Origin of the sequence: uncultured Veillonella sp. (assembly GCF_900545795.1) — a bacterium.
Classification (GTDB): domain Bacteria; phylum Bacillota; class Negativicutes; order Veillonellales; family Veillonellaceae; genus Veillonella_A.
This window is the reverse complement of the sequence record NZ_URAR01000012.1, coordinates 1-26,151: the sequence shown is the minus strand read 5'-3', so window position 1 is coordinate 26,151 and position 26,151 is coordinate 1. Positions and strand designations below refer to the sequence as shown.

Sequence of the window (26,151 nt, the reverse complement as noted above, 5' to 3'; positions counted from 1 at the left end):
ATTGGACAGTCATTTAATATAAATTTGTCTATAAGGAGATAGCAATGAAATATGATTATTTAGTAGTAGGAGCAGGCCCATTTGGCTCTGTATTTGCTCATGAAGCGCATAAACGTGGGAAAAAAGTATTAGTCATTGATCGGCGCAATCATATTGGTGGCAATATGTATTGTGAAAACAAAGATGGCATCAATATTCATGTATATGGGGCTCATATTTTTCATACGTCCATTAAAGAAGTATGGGATTATGTAAATCAATTTGCTACTTTTAATAATTATGTAAATTCTCCCGTAGCTAATTATAAAGGTGAAATGTACAATTTGCCTTTTAATATGAACACCTTTAGTAAGATGTGGGGGATTTCCACGCCAGCTGAGGCTAAAGCGATTATTGAAGAGCAGCGTGCCAGCATTACAGGCACGCCTAAGAATCTAGAAGAACAAGCGATAAGCCTAGTTGGTAAAGATATTTATGAAAAACTTATCAAAGGGTATACGGAAAAACAATGGGGGCGGCCTTGTACAGAGATTCCATCGTTTATTATCAAGCGATTACCTGTGCGATATACATATGATAATAATTACTTTAATGATCGTTACCAAGGGATTCCAGAAGGCGGCTACATAAAGTTAATAGAAAATATTCTTGAAGGTATAGAAGTACGTTTAGGTGTCGATTTTATAAAAGAACGAGAAGAGCTAAGTGCTTTAGCGGATAAAATTGTCTACACAGGGCCTATTGATGAATACTATAACTATGAGTTTGGTCAATTAGAGTATCGAGGCTTACGTTTTGAAACAGAAAAAATAGAAACTGAAAACTATCAAGGCGTAGCGGTTGTAAACTATACAGAGGCTGAAGTCCCATATACTCGTGTTATTGAGCATAAACATTTTGAATTTGGTAAACAACCAGTATCCTATGTAACAAAGGAATACCCTGCTGATTGGAAAGTAGGGGACGAAGCATATTATCCAGTAAATAATGAAAAGAATCAGGACTTATATGCTAAGTATGCTTTAAAAGCCAAAGAAGAAAAGAATGTTATTTTCGGTGGTCGTTTAGCTGAATATGTATATTATGATATGGATAAAGTGATTGCAAGTGCACTTCGTTTAGTAGCAAAGGAATTGAATTAAGTGTCGAACATTAAAATTTTAGTAGCAGCACATAAACCTTATTGGATGCCAAGTGATGATGTGTATATGCCGCTTCACGTTGGCAAAGAAGGCAAGGCCGATATAGGGTATATTGGAGATAATACAGGGGACCATATTTCACATAAAAATGCTAATTACTGTGAATTAACAGGTCTCTATTGGGCTTGGAAGAATTTAGAGGCCGATTATATTGGTTTGGTTCATTATCGTCGTTATTTTACAAAAAAAGAAGTACGAAATATAGAAGCGAAGAAAGAGCAAATCCTTCTTCGCTCTGATTGGGAGCAGATTCTAGCGAATTATCCAGTAGTAGTGGCGGATAAGCGTAAATACTATATAGAAAGTAATCGCTCACACTACAATCATGCTCACCATAGTGATGGATTAGATCTAGCGGAACAGATTATCCAGGAGCGATATCCTGAATACAGTGCCGCTTTTGATTTAGTTTGTAAACGTACATGGGCTCATATGTTTAATATGTTTGTTATGCGTAGAGATATGTATGATGCTTATTGTGAGTGGTTATTTGATATTTTAGGTGAAATAGAAAATAGAGTCGATATTTCTAACTATGATACATATGAAGCGCGCATCTTTGGCTTTGTTAGTGAAATATTACTTGATGTATGGTTAGAAAAAAATAAAGTTCTATATAAAGAGCAAAATGTTTCTTTTATGGAGAAACAAAACTGGGTGAAAAAAGGCGGAGCTTTTTTGAAGCGTAAGGTATTTGGCAAGTAGGCGGCTATAAGGACGTCAACTATTGGTTTTGGTGAAGGTTTATTATATAAATTACGGCAAGGAGGATACAAATGGAAATAGAACAACCATTTTTTAGTATTATCATGCCAATTTATAATGCAGAAAAATATCTTGAACGTGCTATTGAAAGCATTCTTAAACAGACTTATTCTAATTTTCAATTAATTTTAATAGATGATCAATCTACGGATTCAAGTTATCAGATTTGTCTTAATTTAGCAGCTTCTGACTCTCGCGTTGCAGTGTGCCAAACTGCAGTGAATAGTGGAGCGGCAGCTGCTAGAAACTTAGGATTAAGGCAGATTAAAGGGGCGTATGTAAGTTTTTGTGATAGTGATGACTATATTGATTCCGATTTATTAGAAATCGTACATTCTTATTTAAAAGATAATACTATAGATTGCTTAAAATATGGATGCATAGAGGAATATATTGACAATAAAACTCAAGCTACGTATTTGAAAGAAGTTCGATTGAAAACGAAATGTTATAAAGGAAGAGATGCGATTGCAAATCAATGTTTGCATATGGAGCTGATTCCTTTATTTGGTTATCTCTGGAATGGATTTTATAAAGCAGAAATAATTACACAAAATCAATTGTTAATTGACCCTCAATATCGTGTTAATGAGGATTTTGATTTTAATATCCGTTATTTTGAGTATGTAAATAAATTACAATGTATTGAATATAATGGATATCATTATATTAAGTATGTGGAGTCTGATAGCCTATCATCTCAACAAAAAGCAGATTATTATGAACTTCATATGATGAAAATAGAGAAGTTCTTAGAACTTTTTAATGGATTTACAAATATGATTGATGCAGCGAAAAAAAATTTGTTTTGGCTGTACACTCGGTTTGTATACTCTACATTGCAACGGGCTAGTGCTATGAATCAAGATATTAGTGTTGTCTTACATAGCATTAAAAATACCGAATTATTCGCCTTATTTATGAAGGTTAACTTTGCTGGAGTATCTCGAAAACAGCAATTTATGATTCAATTATTACGGATGGATAATTCTTTTCTATTATTGCAAATGGTTACTACGATTGGGTTTGTAAAGAAAAGACTTCCATTCTTGTTTGCTCGAATTAAAGGATGATAAGATGACAAGAGATTCGTTGCCAGTAAAAGTATTGCAAGTTGGCATGACAAGAAATTTAGGTGGATTAGAAACGTATTTAATGCAACAATTTGATAATCTTGATAAAAATAAAGTAGTATATGATTTCGTAAATATAACTAATGAGTATGAAATTGTATTTGCAGACAAAATAAAAACTCAAGGGTCAAAAATATTTGGTATTTGTTCACGGCATAAGAATCCTTTAAAGCATTATTGGCAGTGGTATAAGTTATTAAGTAAAGAGGGCCCTAATTATAAAGCAATTGTCTTAAATACAAATAGCTTGGAATATATATTTCCTTTAGTTATTGGCAAAATAACAGGGATACCAGTTCGCGTTATACACTCTCATAGTAGCGGTTTTGAAAATAAAATTGGAGTTTTTCGTCGTTTATTAGTTTTTTTGAATCGAATGCTTATGAAGTGGAGTGCTACTGGATATTTTGCTTGCTCACAACTTGCAGGAGAGTGGATGTTTGAAAAACAGCAACCTTTTACAGTAATCAATAATGCTATCAATGCAAAGGATTTAGCATATGATGAATCCATTAGAAATGAAGTACGTAATGAATTGGCTCTACAAGATAATTTTGTGGTAGGTCATGTAGGCCGATTTGTTTATTCAAAAGATCATGAGTTTTTAATTAATATTTTTGCTGAAGTATATAAACAAAATAATAAGTCGCGTCTGTTACTAATTGGAGACTATGTAGATGATGATACATTCTATAAACAAGCACAGGAGCAAGTTCGTTCATTAGGGTTAGAGGCGGTTGTCTTATTTTTAGGCATGCGTCATGACGTTAACCGATTAATGCAAGGCATGGATTGCTTTGTATTGCCATCTAGATTTGAAGGGCTTCCTTTGGTTGGTATTGAGGCGCAAGCTAGCGGGTTATATTGTGTATTTTCTAATACTATTAGTGAAGAGCTTAGATTAATTGATGGACGCAGTGCTTTCTTAGATAAATCTTTGGATAAACGTATATGGGCAAAAACTATAGTAGATAGTAATAGTATAAAGAGAATTGATACAACTCAACAAATTGCTCAAGCTGGTTATGATATTGAAGTGGAAGTAAATAAAGTTATGGATTTTTATTTGAAATGAGTGATTGAATTGTATTAAGGACTGCGAGGCATTATGATGATTGGCTTTTTTTGCACTACACCATATCATATTTTATTAACTATAAGTATGGCTCTTAATGAATTTAAAAATGATAAGCTATGTTTAGTAGTTTTTAAACGTTTTAGAGATTCTGATCGTATAGTTAAAAAATTAAACGAAGAAAAAATTTTTGATAAAATTATTACGATTGATACTTTGGAGTTTACGTCTTTTAAAAATTGGAATAGACGATATAGAATGTTTCGTTTTTATCCTCAATTTAAAGAGGTTGCTCAACGTGAGTGCTTTAAAGAGTTTATTTTTTTTGCACCTGATTATATTGAAGTAAGTTTTATGATAAAACTTATTTCCAAGAACAGTCCACGATGCATTTTTTCTTATGGTGAAGATGGTATAGGTACATATATATATGATAATATCTATGAACCTAACTCTAGAGGGCGTTGGTGGCTAAATTTATTAAAACGAACGAAGTATTTAGATAAGATTAAACATATATATGTAAAATATCCAGAGTTGATATTAAACCATCAAAGATATGAATTAAAGCAAATTAATCGAACTATTTCAGAGAAATTTAAGGCGATAATTTTAAATATTTGGCCATGTAATATTGAGTTAGAAAAGCGTATTATTTTTTTACAACAGCCCTTTCAAGAGGATTTGAATACTTCTATGGCAAGAAGTCAAGATAAAATATTAAAAAGATTATCTACAGATTTCAGTGATAAATTTGTTGTAAAACTCCATCCTAGAACAAGATACCTCCCTAAAGATTTGAGTTTAGAGGTATTAGACTTTGATGGACTTGTCGAAAGCTTATTTTTAAGGTCAGAGAGTGTAAATGGTGTGATAGGTATTAATTCGTCAGCTCTATTTACTCCATATTTGTTATTTGGAAAAACAATTCCTATCATACTTTTATATAAGCTTTCTGATTATCAGGAATTATCTAAGAGAATGGAATCATTTATTTATTATTTTGAGAAACAGTTTAAAGCTGATGGTGGTAAACTATATATTCCGAAAGATTATGAAGAGCTTCATAGAATATTGGAGTACTTAGAATGAGTCTATTTAAGAAAAGGAGTAATAAATTATTATGGAGATTAAGTTAAATCAAAAGACCACTTTTCTTTCATTTGGACTTGGAATTATAGTATGGCTGTTGTCAATTTTTTTCGTTTATGGTATAGCAGCGGTACTATTAAAGGCAATAGTGTTAACTTTACTTTTAGGTGGCGTATTTAGCTTTGTCATTTCAAACAATTGGAAGCTCCATATATTAGAAAAAAATTTACTTGTATATTTTCTTATGATTTTAGGCATATTGCTTGGAATATTATTTAATAACTATACATGGGATGAAATTTTAAAAAACTATTTAATATTATTTTTCTTGTGGTCTTTTTATTCCTTTTCAAATCAAGAATCTTTTAAGCCGTTAAATAATTACATTTCTGAAACATTTTATTGGTTCTTTTTAGTGTTTATAATATTTAATTTATTTGTAATAAAAAGTAATTCTGGGAACTATACTTTTGATTTAATTAATGATCAAAATTTTACTGGGTTAATGATTTTTTTATTTTTTACTTATTCTTGGCACTTTAAAAGAATAATTGGCATATTGCCTTGTTTATACTTTATAACTTTTCTATCCTCCAGTCGTGGATTATTTGGTATGTTAGTTATATTCTTTTTTTGTATTATGTTTCGAAATACTGTTTATTCAATTATTAAGAAATTTTTTGCAAAAATTTGGAGACTAATGTTAGTTTTGTTTATTTTCATTATGGGGTTATCAATATATTGGATTGGAAATATTTCTACAGATAATCTTTCTAATTATAGAGAAGGATTGAATGATGGTTCTAATAAAATGAGGTTTTCTGCTAATGTTTATTCAATGGATTTAATAAAAGAGAATGATAATTTATGGTTAAGTGGGTATGGAAGTTTATTGAAGCAAGTCTATGGGATAGAGGAAGATAAGCCGGAAGCTAATCATGCTAGATATAATGGTGTAAGATTAGTTCAGCCACATAATTCATTTTTAAATTTATTTATAAAAATGGGGATTATACCAGGTGTTATATATTTATTTGTAGTTTCTATTATTATTGATAAATTAGTGTCGCGTAATACTATTGAATTTATTATTCCATATTTTATTAATGCTTCTTTTATGCATTCCTTTTTTAATGGACCATGGTTTGTTCTTTGGTTACTTATATTATATTTCTGTAAATATGTAAAACGGGATAAATTAAGGATATGAAACTACAAAATAAGAATGCTATTTATAATATTTTAGGCCCCATCATATTAAATGGTATAAACTTTTTTACAATTCCTATTTTTACAAGGATGATGGGGCCGTCTCAATATGGTATTGTATCTGTTTTTACAACGTGGATAGGCATTTTTTCTATCATTCTAGGTTTACAGGTGCAAGGGAGTATTGGTACTGCAAAGGCACATTTAGGTGATGAATGTATTAAGAAGTATTTATCGAGCATATTAATATTAGGCTTGACCTTTTCAACATTATGTCTAAGTGTTGGTGCTATATTTTATAAACCGATTTCTGACTGGATGATGTTATCAGTGGAAACTTATATATTAATGGGCGTTCAATCGATTGCAACTTTTGTTATATCATTCTCTAGCATAGCATTTATATTTTATAAGAAGGCTCAATATAGTTTTTTTGTTAATGTGTCTACTGCAGTCATTACTTCCGTATTAAGTGTAGTATTAATTATGTATCATTTTCATGCTGCTGAGGCCTACTTAGGCCGTATCTATGGTATGGTAATTCCTACCGCGTGCATATCTTTATTTGTAGCATTTTATTTTTTAAAAGAAGGTAATTTTACCTTTAAAAAAGAATATGTTACATTTTGTTTACCAATTTGTTTGCCCCTTATTTTCCATGGACTGTCTCATATCATCTTAGGGCAAAGTGATCGAATTATTTTACAGAGATTTTTAGGTAATGAAGCAACTGGTATCTATAGCTTTATGATTATTTTTTCTGGTGTATTAACAGCTATATGGGGAGCTCTAAATAATACATGGGTTCCTTTCTACTATGATGATTTAAGAGCAGGCTTGCTCGAGGTAATAAGAGAAAAGTCAAAGAATTATATACTTATTTTTACTATAATTCATATAGTATTTTTAATGTGGGCACCGGAAGTAATAAAGATTTTTACGCCACCACCATTTTGGCAATCTATATATTTATTGCCATTATTTGTGCTAAGTAATTATTTTACTTTTATGTATAGTTTTCCTGTAAATTTTCAGTTTTATCATAAAACAACAATTTCAATCGCTATAGGAACTGTTGGAGCTGCATTAGTAAATATTGGATTAAACTTCGTATTTATTCCTATGTTTGGCATTGTAGGATCAGCTTTAGCAACTTTAATTGCACATATAATGCTATTTGTATTCCAGCAGATTATTTCATCATATATAATAAAATATCCTTATCATTATAATTGGCGTTTCTTTGTACCTGGTATATTAATTATGACTATTGTGACTGTTGGTTTTTATAGTCTTGAAAGTTTAATATTAATACGATGGGGGATTGGTGTATTATTTTCTATTTATTTCTTCTTTGATATCTATCGGCGTAAAAAACTGTTTTAATTGACTAGGAGGTTGTTTTCATGCCTAAGGTTTTAGCTGTTATTCCTGCACGTGGTGGGTCTAAAGGAATTCCACGCAAAAATATTCGCTTAATGTGTGGGAAACCGCTCATAAGTTATGCTATACAAAATGCATTACAATGCGATTTGATCACAGAATGTGTAGTTACTACTGATGATGCAGAGATTGCTGGCGTTGCAAAAATGTATGGAAGCCAAACTGTATTACGTGGACCAGAGTTATCAGCTGATGCTGTTACTTTAGATCCAGTTGTCTATGATGCGGTTAAGCAAATGGAAGAAAAAAATAAGACAAGCTATGATATTATTGTAACGATGCAGCCAACATCACCATTAATGCAGCTGTCAACATTGGAAGGAGCTCTAACTTCATTTATTGCTGAAGAAGCGGACTCAATGATTAGTGTTGTCAATAAGCCACATTTATCTTGGAAAAAAGTAGATAATAAAATCATTCCTAACTATGAAAAAAGATTAAATAGACAGCAATTACCACCAAATTATATGGAGACAGGAGCTTTTTTCATAACTAAACGGGAATTTGTCACTGAAAACTCAAGACTAGGTAATACAATTAGTGTTTTTGAAGTGCCTGAGCGTGAATCCACCGATATAGATTCTGTTGAAGATTGGGTAGTATCTGAAAGTGTTTTGAATAGAAAAAATATAATTTTTCGTTGTGATGGCATGAAAGAATTAGGTATGGGCCATATTTATAATTGTATAACTATGGCTATGTCATTAGTGGAACATAATGTACTATTTGTTACGCGGGAAGATTGCAAGGCAGGCTTAGATAAAATAAAAAGTACTAATTTAAAATATGTAACAATTACTTCTGATGAGGATATAGAAGTTATTATAAATGATTTTAAACCGGATATATGGGTTAATGACTGTTTAAATACAAGCATTGAATATATAAAATGGCTGAAATCAAAAGTAAAACGTGTAGTCTCTATTGAAGATTTAGGTGATGGCACTAAATTGGCTGATGCAGTTATTAATGCTTTATATGAGAATAAAGAGACTTTATGTAAAAACTCGTATGAAGGGCCTAATTATGTTTGCCTTCGTAATGAGTTTCATTTAGAAGAACCGAAGTTGTTTTCAGAGACTGTAAGCGAAATATTTGTCATGTTTGGTGGAACAGATCCAAGTAATCTTAATAAAGAATTATATGAGGTTGCTCAAATTCTACATGATGAATATAAAGGCATAAAGTTTAACTTTATAACAGGTATTTCCTATAACGCATCAGAAAAAGGGATTATTTCTATTCCAGAGAAAAATATTTTTGTTCATGAAGGTGTTTCAAAAGTTACTGACTTTATGAAGCACGCAGATATTGCTATTACTAGTCAAGGCCGAACAATTTTTGAAGTAGCGAGTATGGGTGTACCAGCAATTATATTAGCTCAAAATGAGCGAGAACTAGAGCACACATTTGCAACTATGAAAAATGGATTTTTAAATTTGGGCTTAGGTGCACATGTGTCGATAGAAACAATAGTCAACACATTACGATGGCTGATAGATACACCAAACATTCGAGCTAATATGCGTGAGCTTATGTTACGGCATGACTTTAAAAATACTACGAATCGTATTAAGCGAATTATTTTAGGAGATGAAAACTAATGAAAAGTATAATTCAAGAACGTTTAGAAGCAGGGAAGTTTGCTTTAATTGCTGAAATTGGTGTTAATTATTATGATATAGCTAGTAAGTTAAATATTTCTAATATGGAAGCAGCTAAAATGATGGTATTAGCAGCTAAAAATGCAGGTATTCATGCTGCTAAATTTCAAACATATAAGGCAGAAACATTAGCAGCTAAAAACTCTCCTTCATATTGGGATACTACAGAGGAAACTACGAATTCACAATATGCACTTTTTAAAAAGTTTGATGCATTTGGTTTAGAAGAATATAGAGAATTAAAGGCTTATTGCGATCAAATTGGTATAGAATTTTGTTCCACGCCATTTGATTTTGAATCAGCTGATTATTTAGATGAGTTGATGGATGTTTATAAGATTTCATCTTCTGATTTAAGCAATTTGCCATTTATTGAGCATATCGCCAAAAAGAACAAGCCAATTATTTTATCGATTGGTGCATCAAATTTAGAAGAAATTCAAAAAGCAGTAGATGTGATTAAGGCTAATAATGATAAAAAATTAACACTTTTACATTGTGTATTAGAGTATCCGACACCGTATGAACATGCTAATTTAGCAAAAATTGCTACATTAAAAGCGACATTCCCAGATGAATTTATTGGATATTCTGACCACACAAAACCTGATTATTCATATAATGTAATTAAGACTGCATATTTGCTTGGAGCACAAGTTGTAGAAAAACATTTTACTTTAGATAAACAATTGCCAGGCAATGACCACTATCATGCAATGGATCCACATGATGCTGAAGAAATACTCAAAGAAATTGAGTATATTGATTTAATTAAAGGTGTAGGTGAACTGGTTTGTTTAGAATCTGAGAATACAGCTCGTTTAAATGCAAGACGTTCTATAGTCGCTACACGAAATATTAAAAAAGGTGAAACAATTACTGAGGAGTTAATTACGTTTAAACGTCCTGGAACAGGAATTTCTCCTACAGAGAGTCATAAAGTAATTGGCAAGAAATCTACTATAGATATTGAGGAAGATACTATTCTTCAGTGGGATATGTTAGGAGAATAATATGGAGAATCAAGATATAAAGACGATTGACTTATTAGATGTTATTAAGCATATTTGGAAATCCAAGTTTATAATTATTATATGTACATTATTATTTGCAGGCGTAGGATTTTTTCTTAGCCGCTCGGAAGCGCCATTGTATATGACTTCTGTTTGGGTTCGATTACCGCAATATGTTGATACACAAACAGTAAATACTGCGGTTCAAGTTGCTAATGGAAATATGCTAAACAATTTATATAAAGAGGTGGGAATGAATCCTGACTCACCTGATGTAGCAGTAAATGCGGATGTGTTAAATAAATCTACAGTCATTCGTATACAGTTTCAAGGTGTGAATCCTGAAGAAATAAAGCAGTTTTCTGATACTTTTAAAGAGGCTTATGTTGCAGAGGTAAATAAGTTTGTTAACGAGCAAATGATTACTGCATTAGAAAATGCAAGATTACAAGGAACAAATACAGGGATAACTTCTAATTTTGATTTGGCAAAAGCGGAAGTTATTAAAGATGGTGCAGTACCAACTGCAGATTTAAATGCAGGCAATGATACTTCAAAGATTGTAAAGATGACAATATTTGGCTTTATTATAGGCATTGGTATTGGATTGTTGAGATATGGCATTAGCGTGGTTAGAAAAGATTCAAACAATTAATTTTGAATCTTTTGGGGGGATTATATGAAGATTTGTGTAACTGGTGGTGCAGGTTTTATTGGTTCACATTTGGTGGATCGTTTAATTGAGTTAGGGCATCAAGTTTTAGTTATTGACAATCTATCTACAGGGTGTAAAGAATTTGTTAATCCTAAAGCTGAATTTATGGAGATTGATATAAGAGATCATGCCCTTGGAGATATTTTTGAGTCTTTTAAGCCAGATTATGTGTTTCACGAAGCAGCGCAGACCATGGTTCCTGTATCAATGGATAATCCCGCTTATGATTGTGATGTAAATCTGATGGGATTAATTAATGTATTAAATGCTTCTCTAGCAGTAGGGGTAAAGAAGGTGTTGATGCCTTCTTCCGCTGCTGTTTATGGAGATTTAAACACATTGCCGCTTAAGGAAGAACAAAATGGACGACCTAGCTCATTTTATGGATTAACAAAATTAACAAGTGAATATTATTTGGATTTATATTATAAAAGTTTTGGATTGCCATATATATGCTATCGATATTCCAATGTGTATGGACCACGTCAAGGGAATGGTGGAGAAGGTGGCGTTATTAGCATCTTTGTACAGAAATTAGCAAGCGATGAATCAATAACAATTTATGGTAATGGCGAACAGACTAGAGACTTTATATTTGTTAGTGATGTAGTAGACGCTAATATATTAGGCTTAGAGCAGGAGTCAGTAGTTGGTGTATTTAATGTATCTACAGGCAATGAAACCAGCATTAATGAGTTGGTTGATACGCTAAACATAGCCTCTGGAAAATGTTTACAAGTACAGTATGGAGAGGCCAGAAAAGGGGACATTGAGAATTCTTGCTTATGTGCTGAGAAGGCGGAAAAGGAATTGAAGTTTAAAGCCAAAGTTGAGTTAAGTGTGGGGCTAGAAGAGACATTAAGATACTTTCGCTAGATAGCAAGATATTTTAGGCTATTGGTTTTGGGGCACAAATAAAGACGGAAGGCAGTGCTATTTTATTTTAGACATAATTTTTTGATATAGGGATATAATGGTGAAAATAATAGTAACAGGCGGTGCCGGCTTTATTGGCTCAAATTTTATCTTTCATATGTTAAATACATATCCGAATTACCGTATTATCTGTGTAGATAAGTTGACATATGCAGGTAATTTATCGACATTAAAAAGTGTAATGGATAACTCTAACTTTCGGTTTATAAAGATTGATATTTGCGATAGCGAAGCTATTGAGCAACTTTTCATGGAAGAAAAACCAGATATGGTAGTTAACTTTGCCGCTGAATCACATGTGGATCGTTCTATTGAAAATCCAGGAATTTTTTTAGAAACAAATATTATGGGAACGGCCGTTCTTATGGATGCGTGTCGTAAGCATGGAATTAAACGGTATCATCAAGTGTCTACCGATGAAGTGTATGGTGATTTGCCATTAGATAGACCTGATTTGTTATTTACCGAAGAAACGCCATTATACGCAAGCTCTCCATATAGTAGCTCTAAAGCAGGAGCCGATTTACTTGTATTAGCTTATTTTAGAACCTACGGCTTACCTGTAACAATTTCTCGTTGTTCAAATAACTATGGGCCTTATCATTTTCCGGAAAAGTTAATCCCCTTAATGATAGTTAATGCACTGAATAACAAACCACTGCCAGTCTATGGGGATGGTAAAAATGTTCGCGATTGGTTGTATGTAGAAGACCATTGCAAAGCCATTGACTTAATCATTCACAAGGGGCGTGAAGGGGAAGTTTACAATGTTGGCGGTCACAATGAAATGGCTAATATTGATATTGTTAAGTTGATTTGCAAAGAGTTAGGTAAATCGGAAGACTTGATTACATATGTAACAGATCGTAAGGGACATGATAGGCGGTATGCTATTGATCCTACCAAAATCCATACAGAACTTGGGTGGTTACCAGAAACTAAATTTGAGGATGGCATTAAAAAGACCATTCAGTGGTATTTAGATAACCGTGAATGGTGGGAAGACATCATTAGTGGGGAATATCAGCATTATTATAAGAAAATGTATGAAAGTAAAAAAGAATAGAGATGAAAATAAAGAAAGAGCAGCTTGGGGCTGCTCTTTTTGTATATTAAAATAAGGATAAAGTGGAGTAAATAAAGAAACAAAAAGCTAACAATAAACTAGAAAAATTTATCAAGAAGTTTGTAGAGTTGTAGAGTGAAGGTATAATAGAAGTGTGTTAGAATATAAAGTAATTATCTTATTGCTTTATATTGATGAATAAAAAAGTCACTAGTATAATATATAGTATATAAAATGTTTTGCGGCACAATATATGGTAAGCGCGTAAGGATAGAATTATGAATTTTAAAGAAATAGATTTAAATGAAAAGGGAATTTTTAATCATTTAATTTATTGTTATTTGACATCAGCGTTGTCAATCGGTGATTACAAAGAATTAAATATGGTTAAAGGGAGTTGGATAAATGGTGTTAAGCATGAAGAACTAATAACAGATGTTTTTGATCTTTTATTAATGTTTTTTTGTGAAAATATTAATCCATATGGTCTTATTTATTTTTTATCAAGCGGTGTTGTATATCAATTAGATCGAAAAATTAAGAATAGTAATGATCTAGTGATTGACATTGACAATTTGTCAGATGAATATAAGATTGTTGATGTTTTTTGTTCGCCAACATCTTTAATAAAGGGGCATAAACATGAAAATTTCCAATATGATGATTCCCTTCAGCTGATAACAGAAATTTCAGATAATTCTATAATAATTAAGATTGATAAATTTGATTATCGGTATTTTTTAGTCAATGCGTATACAGAGATTGAAATTAATGCATTTGCAATGTTAAAAAATGATGATAATAGTGCTGATGGTAATTGGCGAAACGCTGTTAAATTATTTAGAAAACAGGAATATGTTAGTTCCATAGAGGCTTGTAATAGAGCGTATGCTAGGGCTATTAGAGATTTTTTACGCTATGCAAAAACTATTGATATTTTTAAAAATGATAATAATTTTATAAAGAAGATGGATAATATTGGCTCTAGGAAACTTGATTATTTAGTTAAAATTTATAGAGAGGTGATAAAAAAAACTGAGGGAGTTAAATTGTTGAAAAAAATAGAAGATTTGATTAGAGAGATGAATGCTTTGAGAAATAAAGATACTCATCCTGAAGGGGATAAATTTGAAAATTTGACAGAGGATAAGGTTAAGGAATATATAGTTGCTACATTACTTTTGATAAAGTATTTTTCTATGAAAATACCATTTGCAACTACCGAAAATATTCAAAAAAATAAAAAAGACTTATTTAATCAAGATAGGGTTGAAAAAGAAGGATATTTTGGAATAGCATTTTATATGATTAATAAACAAATAGAGGTAAGATAAAGCCATATTTAAAAAGTTAAAATAAATTATGGATAATTAATAAGAATAAATGTGAACATAAAAAGAGCAGCTATATAGTTTGCTCTTTTTTTATGTTCGTATTAGTATGCATAATAATTATAATAGTATTGTTGAATTTTCAATATATTTATCATAGAATAAAAGTAAGAACAAATGTTCTTATTGGTGGAGTTGAATATAGTTAGATAAGCTCGAGGAAGTACACATTTAGTTTTTATAAAATGGGATAGGTATGGAGGTTATAAATTTGGAACATATATTAAAATTTGAAAAAATTATAAGAGATGGAATTTTTGAATCTGAATTTAATAATTTAGTAAAACATAATGAAATAAAATTGAATAAGTCTAAGATTGCAATACTTTATGGAGCCAACGGAACAGGCAAAACTTCGCTATTAAAGCTTATTGAAGAAGATGATCGAAATAATCTTCAGTATGATTATAATAATCACATTAATGGAGATAATGTATTTTTTGTCATTAAGGATCAGATTGAAAGAAATGTTATAGAAGGAGACGCAAATGAGCTTTTTTTAGGAGATAAAATTAGAAAGCAATATAAATTAAAGGAAGAAATTAAAATAAGATTACGATCATTAGCAATTAAAATTCATGATGAAATTAAAGAGACTTTAGGCATTACATCTACTAAGTCAGTAATATTAAATTATTTAAAAACAATAAATAGCCCATTATATAAATTATTATTTAATCTTGCCAAAACTCGTGGTTATGAAGAAAGCATTACGCCTATAGACTTAAAATTTATAGTGGATAATTATCATAAAGTAGAAAAATCAGAAAACTTAGATGAAGAAAAAAGAGCATTTTTGACGAGGTCATTAAATGATAAACACTCTATTATTTATAAAATTTTGAAAATTACATTGAATGAATTAGAACCAGTTCCTGAAGTGCAAAAATATGAAGAGGTTAACCTTGCTGTAAAAGTTTTAAAAAAGTATGAAGACAGAACAGAGTGTATTGTTTGTGATACACAAAATGTAGATTTACATCGTGTACTAGATAAGAAAAATAAACATAAGTCTAAAATTATAGGTAGATTGAATATAGAATTTAAAGAGATTATGGATGATATAAATGAAATGCAAGAAGGTACTCCATATAAAATAAAGGAGCAAATATTAGATATTTTAAATACTGGAGATATTAGTGATTTTAATCAATTGAAGTTAGACATATCGAATGATATAGATAAATATATTAATGAATACCATTTAGTTTTAATTGATTATATAAACAAATCTGATATATTGAAGTTAGAAAACGAATATAATTTATTGGTTCAAAATAAGTTTGAACTAAATGACGAGGACTTTTTCTATTTACAAGAAGTAGTGAAGGAGAGCATGGAAAAAGAACTCACTATAAAAAGAGATAATAAAGATTTAGTTATAAGTCTTGACAAATCGAGCTTATTACATGTCGAACGGGCTAAGTTACCCTTGAGTACAGGGGAACAAAACTTCATATCTTTAACTTTTGAGCTCATTAAAGCTAATAAAGCAAGTGAGCCAATAATAGTTATTGATGATCCAATATCAAGTTTTGACTCAATATATAAAAATAAAATTGTCTATGCTATTGCAAAAATATTACGAGAAAAGGAAGTAATTATTTTAACACATAATACAGATTTATTACGCTTGGTACGTGGGCAAATAGGAAATAAATATAGAATGTATATTTTCAATAATTCTTCAGGATGTGAGAATGGGTTTATTGAACTGAGTGACTCTGAAAGTAGTTTGATATGCAACATAGAAGCGTTTGTTCAATTATTAAAAGATCCCAATTCATTGCAGGTTCAAGACCAATCTATATATTTAATCTCTTTAATACCTTTTATGAGAGGATATTCAGGGTTAGTTTCATATGATATTAAAGAAAAGCTTTCGCAAGTAATGCATGGATATAAAACAGAGTATGTTGATATAGGTAAAATATATTATGATTTATTTTTAAAAGATGATAAGACCAATGAGCGGGATAGTTATCGTATTGACTCGCAGGGAATAATAGATAAATTTAAGGAGTTATTATATGATGGGAGTCTTAATAGTTTACAAATAATTAGAAACGATGAATATAGGTTACTTAATAGAACCTTAGTGCATTCATTTTCATATTTAGCGCTACGATTAATTATTGAAGAGGTACTGTGTCGAAAATACTCAGTTGAAGGAAGATATTTACAATTGGGAAAAATAATTTCTTGTGCGTATAACGGAAAATCTTTAGATGCTGTACGGAAAAGGGTGTTTTTAACTTCAAAGAAGACGTTAATAAATGACTTTAATCATTTTGAGGGGAATATGAATATTTTTCAACCAGCAATTGATATTAATGATGATTTGTTAAAAAGAGAAATAGATTCAATTTTAAAGTTTATTGATGCTGAGGATTCAGATAAAAATAAGGTCATTTCTTACTAAATTTAAAGAGAATAGAGCAGTATAATGAAAAGCATATCATATTTGGTCAGAGTATAATTAGTATATAAATGATAAGAGTATTTTTATTTAATATAAAGGAGATGCAGTATGAAATTATTTCCGGTAACATCATCTAATATAGCCGCTATTGGTTATGAATCAGGTATTATTGAAGTACACTTTTTAAATGGGGCTGTATATCATTATCCTAATTGTACTAAAGCGTTATTTGAATCATTTCTTTCTGCATCATCTAAAGGTAAGTTTCTACATCAATGGCTGAAAGGTCGAGGAGAGTATGTCATTTAATAATATGTTTTATAGTGTTTTGTATACTGGTTTGAAATATATAGATTATTTACTTGCTGAGTGGTGAGGTTAAAAATAATAAAGGCTAATAAGTTAATAATGTACTAAAGGATTTCTTAAGTAAATAATAGAATATATAGAGTGTGAGAAATTAAACTTTTATTGTATGCAAAGAAGTATTTAGTAGAATATTAGGATGTTACGTAGGGGGGGCATTATGGCTAAATATACAGATGAAGATATTAGAAATTGTAAGAAGGTCACTTTGAAAATTGCTGGTGATTATTTAGGTATATCACATCTAGCTGTAGGGGTAGGAATGCGTAATAATTTGCTTCCTATAGGTTTTGCTATCCATAATGAAGAACGAGATAGTAGATTTAGTGAAAGTTGGTCATATCATATTGTTCCAGATAGATTGATTGCCTATAAGCATGGGACAATTTCAGAAGTACATGTAGAAAATATAGAAAGAAGTTTAAATACAATGGTAGAAGAATTTGGTAAGTTAAGGCAAGAGCTGCTTTTTATATTAAGCGAAAACTCAGAACAAAAGATTTAGAGCTTTTTGAATATGGGTTTTCGCTAGGGAAATATTCGTGTGACAGTAAAAAATTGTCTATTAATCTAAAAGAGGCGATGAAAGATGAGTTGGAATGATAGTATAAAAGTATCGCGGCAGACTCTTTATAATGATTTATGGGAACTTGGTATAACTAGAGTAGCAAATAAATATAATACTTCTATAAAAGAGTTAAAACAGATTTGTGAATACTACCATATACCAAAACCAGATAACGTATATTGGGGAAAGTTACACTCTGGTCAAGACGTATCAGATTTAAAGCCTACATTAGAATATTTTGCCAAAGAAGAAGTTGTTATTTTAGAAAAACGTAAATTTAATAGAACAACTGAAGTAAAGTCATTGAATTCCGGCTTGGATAAAAATGGTTTGACTGATAATGATATTAGAGTTTATGAGCACGAAAGATTCAAAGAACGTTTACTTTTTTTATCTGCAGAAGAGATAAGAAAAATTGAAAAGATTGCTTTTTCAGTAGATATATCTAAAACGGGGCGATTACATAATCGTGTAGTGAAATTAAAGAATAGTATTGAGAGATGGTTAAATAGAGCGCGTCAAGATCGTAGAAATTATTATGATTACAGTACTAGGGAATATATAAATGAACCACGATTTGCTATGGATGTTTCAAAAAGTAGCTTGCCAAGACTATACTCTTTGCTAGATATTATATTTAAAACCTTTGAGTTATTAGGTGTTGAAGTTACTGAAAATTGTACACTTAAATTTGGGGGAGATGAAGTTCGATTTGATATTGTTGAAAAGTTAAATCAGGTGCCTCATGAAATTACAAAGAAAGAAGCACGGGATTTAATCATATATGAAGATGCAGTAAAAAATAATAAATGGGCAGTAAAACCACAAATTAGAAAATATGATAAAGTGCCAACTGGGATATTTCGTATAAAATTTAGTCAACGAAAATTTATAAAAGATGGAGAAGATAAAAAACTTGAGAATTTGATGCCAGAAATTATAGCTTCAATTTATGAAGAATATAGGGTCGTTAAAGAAGAACGAGAAGCTAGAGAAGAAAAGCATCGATTGTGGTTAGAAGAGGAAAAAAGAAAAGAATTATTAATAGAGCGTATTAATAAAGAAAAAGGTAAGACAAGAGCCTTGCTGAATACAATTGAGGATTATAAACTAGCTCAAGATATAAGAACATATGCAAATATTTTAGCGACACAGTCCAAGGATGATAATCTAATATCTTGGATATTAGCTAAGGCCGATTGGATTGACCCTTTGGTTTCGAAGCCTGATGAATTGTTGGGAGAGCGAAATCATAAGGCTTCCGCAAAGGATAAGCAAGAAGCTCTAGAAGCAAAAAGATATTTATAAAAAGCAGGTGACATAAATGAAACTAGCCGAAGCTATTATGGAACGAAGTACACTCTTGGGGATTGTAAATAATCTTCATGACCGAATTGAACGAAATTTACAGATTCAAGAAGGTGAGGTTCCTCAAGAGGATCCACAAATTCTTATCAAAGTAAAACATCAAAAGAGTGAAGAGTTGTTGCGTTTGATTACGAATATTCAGAGAATTAATGCGTCTACCTATGTACTAGATGAGAAGGATAGAGCAACTACTGAAACATTACAGGCTGCTTTGGTTCGCAGAGATTATTTATTTAGACTTTCTTCAGCATATAGTGAATATGCTCGGTATAGTGTGCCTAATGTTCGTGGAAGACAGTCTGAGATAAAAGTGCTACCAGTATTAGATGCATCATCATTGCAAAAAGAAGCTGATAAATACGCTAAAGAAGCACGAGAATTAGACCGATTGATTCAAAAGACGAATTGGTATGTCGAATATAGCGAAATATAAAATTCAATAGATTGTTAAGGTGCATATATAAGGCGAATGATACCCTGTCTATGTTGACTCCAGCTGTGGGGCGCGGCACGATTTACAATTTTTGCCCATACAACTTACAGGTTATGCTTACAAATTAAACAAGGATAATACCAATCATTGATTATATATGTAGGGTGGGTATGGGGATAAAGAGCAACTTTAATAGTTGCTCTTTTTATTTTAAAAAGAAGGAAAATAGGCTCATCAAAGCGAAATGTATTGTATAAAGGTATGTTTAATTTTCGAATAATTTGTAGAATGTAAATTAATTAGAAAAGGGAGGCCATTATGATCCAAGAAAAGCGTTTACTTGATGAGTTTTTTGAGTTATTAAGAATGTACACGCCAACATTAGGCGAGCGTGAGATTGCCGATTTACTTACTAAGCGTTTAGAAGGTTTAGGTTTTACTGTAGTGGAAGATGATGGTGGTACTAAATTAGGTGGTACAGCTGGAAATCTAGTAGCTACTCGCAAGGGCACTATTCCTGAGGCGCCTATGATTATGTTAACGGCTCATATGGACAATGTGCAGCCTTGTAAGGATGTAAAGCCTCAATTAAAAGATGGCCTTATCACGTCCGATGGGACTACTGTACTAGGGGCTGATGATAAGGTAGGTATTGCCACTATTTTAGAAGCATTGCGCACGATTGATGAGCAAAAAATTCCTCATGGAGATTTACAGATTGTCTTCAATATTGCAGAAGAAGGGGGCGTTAATGGCTCTCGTGTAATGAACTCTTCTTTATTAAAGGCTCAGTATGGCTTTGTCTTTGATACGATTAACTCTCCAGGCCGCATTGTGCGTAAAGCGCCAGGGAAGAACCGCATTGAAGCGCGCATTATTGGTAAATCTGCCCATGCTGGTAATTCCCCAGAGAAGGGCATTAGCGCTATTGTTGTAGCAGCGAATATTATTACTAAATTACCTCAAGGTCGTATTGATGAAGAAACAACGGCTAACATTGGCATTATTCATGGTGGACGAGAAACGAATGTAGTGCCAGAAGAAGCGACTATTGTAATGGAAACGAGAAGCCGCGATAAGGAAAAATTAACAGAGCTTACTGACAATGCGGTGCGCACTTTTGAGTTAGTTGCTCGTGAAATGGGCGCCACTGCAGAGGTAACGGTAATTAAAAATTATTCGCCATTTAAAGTGGCCGAAGATCATGAGACTGTACAATTGGCAAAGCGTGCTTGTGAAAATTTAGAATTCCCTATTAATATCACTGAAGGTGGTGGCGGTAGCGATGCTTGCTTCTTTAATGCCTATGGTGTACCAAGCGTAGTGCTTGGCGTGGGAATTCGCAATCCTCATTCTAAGGAAGAATATATCCCAGAAAAAGATTTATATGATACAGCGCGTTTGGCTGTGGAGCTCATTAAAGAAGCGGCTAAGCTGAAAGCGTAAGTATTAAGGGATTACAATGAATCGAAAAATAACGGTACAACGAATTGTTTCTAATAAAGTTCAATGTTGTCACTGCGCCGATATACTAGAGTCTACATGGACTCATGATGTAAAACTTTGTAGTTGTAAGACCGTTGCTGTAGATGGCGGCCTTGAGTATTTACATCGAAGCTTTAAACAAAAAGGTGACTACATTGAATTGTCCGAGACGTATTGGGAAGAAATTGACTGGGATTTACCTAAAGTATCGCCTATAAGTGAAGAATAAATGGTAATAGAAAAGCTGTAATACCTCATGGTATTACAGCTTTTTCTTTTGAAATTCAGACCGAGTGTCCGATGTATTTAGTTGAGATTCCGAAAGAGTGGACTATGTAATTTAATTGAGATTCAGAACAAGGGGGGGCTATTTGTTTAACTCTTCTAATATGCTTAGCACATCACTAGGTTTTCGTGCAATGTGTTCAGCCCCTTGGTTGAGTAAGAATACTTCGCCTCTAAAGCCCCAAGTAACAGCTATAGGGAGTAATTTTGAATTGCGTGCTGTAGCTAAATCGACTTCAGAATCTCCTACATATACAGCCTGCGTTTTATTACTATTGAGTTCATCTAAGGCTGCATACACCATATCTGGTTCTGGCTTGCGCGCAAGACCAGGTCGTTCACCAATGCCTACGGGAAAATAGCCTTTAAAATATTGTTCGTTCAAGGCCGTCACGCCTTCTTGGATTTTATTGGACACAACTGCTATTTTATAGCCCCGTTCTTTTAAACTGTCTAGGAGTTCATAAATACCTTCATACGGTGCAGTTTTATCTTGCCAATGCTCAGCGTAATAGGATTTAAAATCAGCGAGCATAGCGGTTTGAGTCTCAGTTGATGTATCAGCAGGGACGCTGCGCTCAATTAATTTGCCTAGGCCATTGCCTACGAAGCTGCGAATTTCATCAAGAGTACGTGTAGGATGCTGATACAGTGCTAGAACATGATTCATCGTATCAGCTAAATCGTCAAGTGTGTTTAATAAGGTGCCATCGCAATCGAAGATAACTGTATTGTAGCGGGTGTTTTCAGTAATTTTACTCATAGGACTCTCCTCAGTTATTTATATAATGCTTTGTAATTGAATGTATAAGTAAGGTATGTAATATATACTTATATTTTATCATAGAACAAAATGGTTAATTATACAATTTTGATATAAGATTTTAAAGAAAACACTTAAATTTAGTGATAAATTAATTGTCTATGAGTGCATATATAGTATATACTTAGATAAGAAAGCATAGGAGGAGTCATTAATGAGTACTATGGAGTTATTACAGCCAGTAGACAATGCATTTCGTGACTGCTTAGATTTAAATGGCCAATGGTTTTTTGCCTTTGATCCTGCAAAGGATAAGAGCTATGAATCTGGAGTAGCCCGCGACATTTCAGTACCTGTTCCCGCAGCGTTACAGGATGTCTTTGTGTTGCCCGAAGAACGTGCCTATTGTGGCACCATGTGGTATGAGCGGCAAGTATTTATACCTAAGCGCTGGCTTGGTTCAGATGTGTTTTTGCGCTTTGATCGAATTGGCAACCGCGCTGTTGTCTATGTAAATGGCATTGAAGCGGGACGTCATGAGGGGATTTATACTTCCTCATCGTTAAATGTAACGCGCCAACTTCGGTATGGCGAAGACAATCGCATTGTTGTAAAAGTTAATAATGAATTATCACCCTATGCATTACCGGCGGGGCAAGTGATTACATCGCCTAAAGGGCAGCGTGTGAATCAGCCTCATTTTAATTTTTCCGTCCCTACTGGCATATATGGGGGCGTTAGCTTATATACGGTGCCAACTACACGCCTAACGGATGTGATGGTGCAGACCGTATCTATTACTAAGGAGCAAGCAGTGCTTCAATACATGGCTCATGTGCAGGGGAATTGCTTGGTAACAGCAACATTGCGCACTCGTGATGGTCGCATCATCGCTACTGGTGTAGGTGGCAATGCGAAGCTTGTTATCGATAATCCTCAAATTTGGAGCATTGGTCATGGCTATTTATATAACTTGGAATTAGAAGTGAGCCGTTTAGGGAAGCAACATGATTCCTATAGCTTTAAAGTAGGCATTCGCACTGTTGAAGTGGACGGAGGGAACTTTAAGTTAAATGGTGAAATGACTCGTTTAAAAGGCTTGTTGTGGTCTAAGGCTCATGGCGATACCTTAGTTATGTCACCGGCGCAGATTAAGCAGCGCATGCTACAAATATTGAGCCTGGGCGGCAATTGTATTTACAGTGGTGCCAGACCTTTGAGTCCTCAAGTCTTGGCTATGGCCGATGAATGTGGGCTTTTAGTAATTGGTGAAATCCCAGGTGCAGGCTTGCTGTCAAAGGATTTAAAACCAGGGGATGCTAATTTTAATAAGATTGACATAAAGTCCAGACTATTAGAAGCACATAAGGAAACGATTCAAGACTTAATTCGTCGCGATAAAAATCATCCATCCATTATTACTTGGTCTTTACTATATAATCCAGTGACGACGTTAAAAGATGATGAAGCATACTACCAAGCACTAGTTGATACAGCTAAGGAAGCTGATTGGGAAGGGCGTCCTATGAGTATCACTGTCAGTCATGTAATGAATACGATGTGGCTCAATACATTAAATGCCTATGCTATGATTATTCTTACTCGTTGGGCCAATGACTGGCAACGTCCGGCTGAATTGTTGCAAAGTCAGATTTATAAGGAATTAGTCGATTGGGAAGCAAAACATCCAGAGAAAGCAATAGCTGTTTTCTTGAACACAGAGGTGTGTACTGATCAAAATTCCTATGCAGTGTATAAAGAGCAGGCTGATAAATTAAAAGCCTTGCTATTTATGCTTCATACTATGCCTAATGCACAAGGTGAGTTTTTGCAAATTAGCGATAGTGCATTAAATGATACATTAAAAGAGGGCTGGAACAGTTAAGATAAATTAGACTTTTAGGGTAGTCTAAGGAATATAAAAAGCAGTAAGTTGAAAAACTTACTGCTTTTTTATGTCAATCCCACCTTTGTCATGCCTATAGTAGGTGCTTTTGTGCTATAATGTGTTAAGAATGTTAAAGCAGTTATATTAAACAGTAAGTTTAAATAGTATTTTATAGCAATTTTAATAGTTTGCAGTTGTACTCATCACGAAGGATAGAGCTATGGTAGATGTTAGTGTTCTTATTTTGACAAGAAATGAAGAGAAGAATATAGAGACTTGTATTAAAAGCTGTTCATTTGCAAAGGAAATCATTGTTGTAGATGATGGCAGTACAGATCAAACTCAAAAACTAGCGGAAGGATTAGGCGCTACCGTGATTAGCCGCTCCATGAATGGCGATTGGGGCGCGCAGAAAACCTTTGCCATAGAGCAGGCCTCATGTGATTGGATTTTCTTGATTGATGCGGATGAACATTGCAGTCCTGAACTCGCTAAGGCAATTGAACAAGCCGTGATTCAGAATAAGCCTGTTGCCTATGAGATACAACGACATAATCAATTTAAACATAATGTGGCGACTCATGGTGTGCTTCGCCCTGATTTGGTGTGCCGTCTTATGCCTAAAGCTAATACGTATGTGGAAGGCTTAGTTCATGAGAAGGTGATTCATCCCTATCCAGTAGAGCGTTTGCCAGGCGCTTTATACCATTATACGTATCAAAACTGGGAACAGTATTTTAATAAATTCAATAAGTATACGACCTTATCCGCTAAACAATATGTGGCTCGTGGCAAGCGCTGTAGCTTCGCTAAAGATATTTTATTTAGACCTCTATGGGCATTCGTTAAAGTATATATCTTAAACAAAGGCTTTTTAGATGGAAAAATGGGCTGGATTTTGGCGTCAAACCATTATTTCTATACTATGAATAAGTATGTGAAGTTATATTATCTAAATAAGTCTAATGGCGAACTGTAATATAAGGTTCTATCGGTGAACTGTAATATAAGGTTCTATGGTTCCAGGGGACTATAATATTTCAAGGGGAAACTGTAATATAATACTTTAAGGGCTTTATAGCTTAGGTAGGTTTAAATTTTGAAAGCTAGATGAGCGCGTGAAATTAGTTGTAAGATTATTAGGGAGTATGGAATGAGAGTTGCTATTTTAGAGAGTATCATAATGCCTGCTGGCCATGAGGTTGAGTTTGATCGCATTTTAGTTAATGAACTCAAAGCACAAGGCCATGAACCGGTATTTTGGGTGCCAGAAAATTTTCCCTTTAAAATTGATTATAAAGCACCAGTTGAATACTTAGCAGGTGGTGAAGTGGTGACTTATGCTGGAGCCAGTCGCTTTCAAAAGCTATTCTTGTCAGTAAAGCGTGAGGTACGGCGGAGACGATGGTTTAACTCAGCGTATGAGAAAATTAAAAATGGCGAATGTGATTGCGTAGTGATTCCTACTTCTACATTTAGATATTTAAAGGCTTTGTTGCAGACAAAGCTAAAGGATTCACCAGTTCCTGTATATTTTATAGTTCATGGCATCAACCCGCGTGAAAAAGCACGATTTGTTAAACAGGTGCGGCGCTGTGAGAAATATAAGAACATTCACATAAAAATCATTACATTACGAGATGATTTTGGTGGAGATAATTTAACGAATATTGATTTAATTGCACCGCCTGTATTTAAGCCTGTATATACTCAGGTGGAGCCAAGCCTTACCTATAAAGAGCCTATTACGCTAGGCTTTTTTGGACAATATCGGCGTGAAAAAAATGTACGATTTTTCCTTAATGCTTTTAAAAAGGCACAATTTACGGTGCCTGTAAAATTAATTGTTCAAGGGGCCACAGCGATGCA

General features: G+C 33.0%; 23 protein-coding genes and 1 pseudogene. 23 read left to right on the top strand and 1 reads right to left on the bottom strand.

Annotated features, from left to right (window positions below):
- Positions 1 to 44 precede the first annotated feature (44 nt).
- From glf to QZR90_RS06730, 20 genes are all read left to right on the top strand, one after another.
- The gene (glf, locus tag QZR90_RS06825) at positions 45 to 1,142 is read left to right on the top strand and encodes a UDP-galactopyranose mutase (RefSeq protein ID WP_295790150.1); all 1,098 of its coding nucleotides are present in this window, start codon (positions 45 to 47) and stop codon (positions 1,140 to 1,142) included.
- Positions 1,143 to 1,907, top strand: a complete 765-nt coding sequence (locus tag QZR90_RS06820; RefSeq protein ID WP_295790149.1) for a DUF4422 domain-containing protein — start codon at positions 1,143 to 1,145, stop codon at positions 1,905 to 1,907.
- A gap of 71 nt (positions 1,908 to 1,978) precedes the next feature.
- Positions 1,979 to 3,040 (top strand): glycosyltransferase family 2 protein, encoded by a 1,062-nt coding sequence (locus QZR90_RS06815; RefSeq protein WP_295790147.1) that lies wholly within the window; start codon positions 1,979 to 1,981, stop codon positions 3,038 to 3,040.
- Positions 3,041 to 3,044: 4 nt separating this feature from the next.
- A complete protein-coding gene (locus tag QZR90_RS06810; RefSeq protein ID WP_295790146.1) occupies positions 3,045 to 4,175 on the top strand; it encodes a glycosyltransferase in 1,131 nt (376 codons plus the stop codon).
- 33 nt (positions 4,176 to 4,208) lie between these two features.
- Positions 4,209 to 5,267: a polysialyltransferase family glycosyltransferase gene (locus QZR90_RS06805; RefSeq protein WP_295790144.1), complete on the top strand. Its 1,059-nt coding sequence runs from the start codon at positions 4,209 to 4,211 to the stop codon at positions 5,265 to 5,267.
- 31 nt (positions 5,268 to 5,298) lie between these two features.
- Positions 5,299 to 6,477: an O-antigen ligase family protein gene (locus tag QZR90_RS06800; protein WP_295790142.1), complete on the top strand. Its 1,179-nt coding sequence runs from the start codon at positions 5,299 to 5,301 to the stop codon at positions 6,475 to 6,477.
- The gene (locus QZR90_RS06795; RefSeq protein ID WP_295790140.1) at positions 6,474 to 7,862 is read left to right on the top strand and encodes an oligosaccharide flippase family protein; all 1,389 of its coding nucleotides are present in this window, start codon (positions 6,474 to 6,476) and stop codon (positions 7,860 to 7,862) included. The genes QZR90_RS06800 and QZR90_RS06795 overlap by 4 nt, the downstream gene beginning before the upstream one ends.
- A gap of 20 nt (positions 7,863 to 7,882) precedes the next feature.
- Positions 7,883 to 9,523 (top strand): cytidylyltransferase domain-containing protein, encoded by a 1,641-nt coding sequence (locus tag QZR90_RS06790; protein WP_295790138.1) that lies wholly within the window; start codon positions 7,883 to 7,885, stop codon positions 9,521 to 9,523.
- Entirely contained in the window at positions 9,523 to 10,596 is a 1,074-nt protein-coding gene (locus QZR90_RS06785) for an N-acetylneuraminate synthase family protein (RefSeq protein WP_295790137.1), read from the top strand. The genes QZR90_RS06790 and QZR90_RS06785 overlap by 1 nt, the downstream gene beginning before the upstream one ends.
- Before the next feature lies 1 nt (position 10,597).
- Positions 10,598 to 11,251, top strand: coding sequence for a Wzz/FepE/Etk N-terminal domain-containing protein (locus QZR90_RS06780; RefSeq protein ID WP_295790135.1), 654 nt, complete (start codon positions 10,598 to 10,600; stop codon positions 11,249 to 11,251).
- Between the two features lie 24 nt (positions 11,252 to 11,275).
- A complete protein-coding gene (locus tag QZR90_RS06775) occupies positions 11,276 to 12,187 on the top strand; it encodes an NAD-dependent epimerase/dehydratase family protein (protein WP_295790133.1) in 912 nt (303 codons plus the stop codon).
- A 100-nt stretch (positions 12,188 to 12,287) separates the two neighbouring features.
- Entirely contained in the window at positions 12,288 to 13,313 is a 1,026-nt protein-coding gene (gene rfbB / locus QZR90_RS06770) for a dTDP-glucose 4,6-dehydratase (RefSeq protein WP_366208661.1), read from the top strand.
- A gap of 278 nt (positions 13,314 to 13,591) precedes the next feature.
- Positions 13,592 to 14,647: a hypothetical protein gene (locus tag QZR90_RS06765; RefSeq protein WP_295790130.1), complete on the top strand. Its 1,056-nt coding sequence runs from the start codon at positions 13,592 to 13,594 to the stop codon at positions 14,645 to 14,647.
- A gap of 268 nt (positions 14,648 to 14,915) precedes the next feature.
- On the top strand, positions 14,916 to 17,126 hold the full coding sequence (locus QZR90_RS06760; protein ID WP_295790127.1) for an AAA family ATPase: 2,211 nt from the start codon (positions 14,916 to 14,918) through the stop codon (positions 17,124 to 17,126).
- Between the two features lie 108 nt (positions 17,127 to 17,234).
- Complete coding sequence (locus tag QZR90_RS06755; protein ID WP_295790125.1) at positions 17,235 to 17,435, top strand: KTSC domain-containing protein; 201 nt, start codon at positions 17,235 to 17,237, stop codon at positions 17,433 to 17,435.
- A 217-nt stretch (positions 17,436 to 17,652) separates the two neighbouring features.
- Positions 17,653 to 17,997, top strand: coding sequence for a hypothetical protein (locus QZR90_RS06750; RefSeq protein WP_295790123.1), 345 nt, complete (start codon positions 17,653 to 17,655; stop codon positions 17,995 to 17,997).
- Positions 17,998 to 18,081: 84 nt separating this feature from the next.
- The gene (locus tag QZR90_RS06745; RefSeq protein ID WP_295790122.1) at positions 18,082 to 19,368 is read left to right on the top strand and encodes a hypothetical protein; all 1,287 of its coding nucleotides are present in this window, start codon (positions 18,082 to 18,084) and stop codon (positions 19,366 to 19,368) included.
- 16 nt (positions 19,369 to 19,384) lie between these two features.
- Entirely contained in the window at positions 19,385 to 19,861 is a 477-nt protein-coding gene (locus QZR90_RS06740) for a DIP1984 family protein (RefSeq protein ID WP_295790119.1), read from the top strand.
- A 318-nt stretch (positions 19,862 to 20,179) separates the two neighbouring features.
- Positions 20,180 to 21,307 carry a M20/M25/M40 family metallo-hydrolase gene (locus tag QZR90_RS06735; RefSeq protein ID WP_295790117.1) on the top strand — a complete coding sequence of 376 codons (1,128 nt, stop codon included), beginning with the start codon at positions 20,180 to 20,182 and terminating at the stop codon, positions 21,305 to 21,307.
- Between the two features lie 16 nt (positions 21,308 to 21,323).
- Positions 21,324 to 21,575 (top strand): hypothetical protein, encoded by a 252-nt coding sequence (locus tag QZR90_RS06730; RefSeq protein WP_295790115.1) that lies wholly within the window; start codon positions 21,324 to 21,326, stop codon positions 21,573 to 21,575.
- Positions 21,576 to 21,713: 138 nt separating this feature from the next.
- Here QZR90_RS06730 and QZR90_RS06725 read toward each other — a convergent pair whose 3' ends face one another.
- Positions 21,714 to 22,394, bottom strand: a complete 681-nt coding sequence (locus QZR90_RS06725) for an HAD family hydrolase (RefSeq protein ID WP_295790113.1) — start codon at positions 22,392 to 22,394, stop codon at positions 21,714 to 21,716.
- A 214-nt stretch (positions 22,395 to 22,608) separates the two neighbouring features.
- Between QZR90_RS06725 and QZR90_RS06720 the strand changes: the two genes are divergently transcribed.
- The 3 genes and pseudogenes from QZR90_RS06720 to QZR90_RS06710 form a co-directional block, all read left to right on the top strand.
- The gene (locus QZR90_RS06720; RefSeq protein WP_295790111.1) at positions 22,609 to 24,279 is read left to right on the top strand and encodes a sugar-binding domain-containing protein; all 1,671 of its coding nucleotides are present in this window, start codon (positions 22,609 to 22,611) and stop codon (positions 24,277 to 24,279) included.
- 223 nt (positions 24,280 to 24,502) lie between these two features.
- Positions 24,503 to 25,261, top strand: a complete 759-nt coding sequence (locus tag QZR90_RS06715; RefSeq protein ID WP_295790109.1) for a glycosyltransferase family 2 protein — start codon at positions 24,503 to 24,505, stop codon at positions 25,259 to 25,261.
- Between the two features lie 174 nt (positions 25,262 to 25,435).
- Positions 25,436 to 26,151: pseudogene (locus QZR90_RS06710) on the top strand (glycosyltransferase family 1 protein); the annotation flags it as partial.

Bases quoted from the DNA above. Each gene is read 5' to 3' on its own strand.
- glf (WP_295790150.1), top strand. From the start codon at position 45: ATGAAATATGATTATTTAGTAGTAGGAGCAGGCCCATTTGGCTCTGTA.
- QZR90_RS06815 (WP_295790147.1), top strand. From the start codon at position 1,979: ATGGAAATAGAACAACCATTTTTTAGTATTATCATGCCAATTTATAAT.
- QZR90_RS06810 (WP_295790146.1), top strand. From the start codon at position 3,045: ATGACAAGAGATTCGTTGCCAGTAAAAGTATTGCAAGTTGGCATGACA.
- QZR90_RS06805 (WP_295790144.1), top strand. From the start codon at position 4,209: ATGATGATTGGCTTTTTTTGCACTACACCATATCATATTTTATTAACT.
- QZR90_RS06800 (WP_295790142.1), top strand. From the start codon at position 5,299: ATGGAGATTAAGTTAAATCAAAAGACCACTTTTCTTTCATTTGGACTT.
- QZR90_RS06795 (WP_295790140.1), top strand. From the start codon at position 6,474: ATGAAACTACAAAATAAGAATGCTATTTATAATATTTTAGGCCCCATC.
- QZR90_RS06790 (WP_295790138.1), top strand. From the start codon at position 7,883: ATGCCTAAGGTTTTAGCTGTTATTCCTGCACGTGGTGGGTCTAAAGGA.
- QZR90_RS06785 (WP_295790137.1), top strand. From the start codon at position 9,523: ATGAAAAGTATAATTCAAGAACGTTTAGAAGCAGGGAAGTTTGCTTTA.
- QZR90_RS06780 (WP_295790135.1), top strand. From the start codon at position 10,598: ATGGAGAATCAAGATATAAAGACGATTGACTTATTAGATGTTATTAAG.
- QZR90_RS06775 (WP_295790133.1), top strand. From the start codon at position 11,276: ATGAAGATTTGTGTAACTGGTGGTGCAGGTTTTATTGGTTCACATTTG.
- QZR90_RS06765 (WP_295790130.1), top strand. From the start codon at position 13,592: ATGAATTTTAAAGAAATAGATTTAAATGAAAAGGGAATTTTTAATCAT.
- QZR90_RS06755 (WP_295790125.1), top strand. From the start codon at position 17,235: ATGAAATTATTTCCGGTAACATCATCTAATATAGCCGCTATTGGTTAT.
- QZR90_RS06750 (WP_295790123.1), top strand. From the start codon at position 17,653: ATGGCTAAATATACAGATGAAGATATTAGAAATTGTAAGAAGGTCACT.
- QZR90_RS06745 (WP_295790122.1), top strand. From the start codon at position 18,082: ATGAGTTGGAATGATAGTATAAAAGTATCGCGGCAGACTCTTTATAAT.
- QZR90_RS06740 (WP_295790119.1), top strand. From the start codon at position 19,385: ATGAAACTAGCCGAAGCTATTATGGAACGAAGTACACTCTTGGGGATT.
- QZR90_RS06735 (WP_295790117.1), top strand. From the start codon at position 20,180: ATGATCCAAGAAAAGCGTTTACTTGATGAGTTTTTTGAGTTATTAAGA.
- QZR90_RS06730 (WP_295790115.1), top strand. From the start codon at position 21,324: ATGAATCGAAAAATAACGGTACAACGAATTGTTTCTAATAAAGTTCAA.
- QZR90_RS06725 (WP_295790113.1), bottom strand. From the start codon at position 22,394: ATGAGTAAAATTACTGAAAACACCCGCTACAATACAGTTATCTTCGAT.
- QZR90_RS06720 (WP_295790111.1), top strand. From the start codon at position 22,609: ATGAGTACTATGGAGTTATTACAGCCAGTAGACAATGCATTTCGTGAC.
- QZR90_RS06715 (WP_295790109.1), top strand. From the start codon at position 24,503: ATGGTAGATGTTAGTGTTCTTATTTTGACAAGAAATGAAGAGAAGAAT.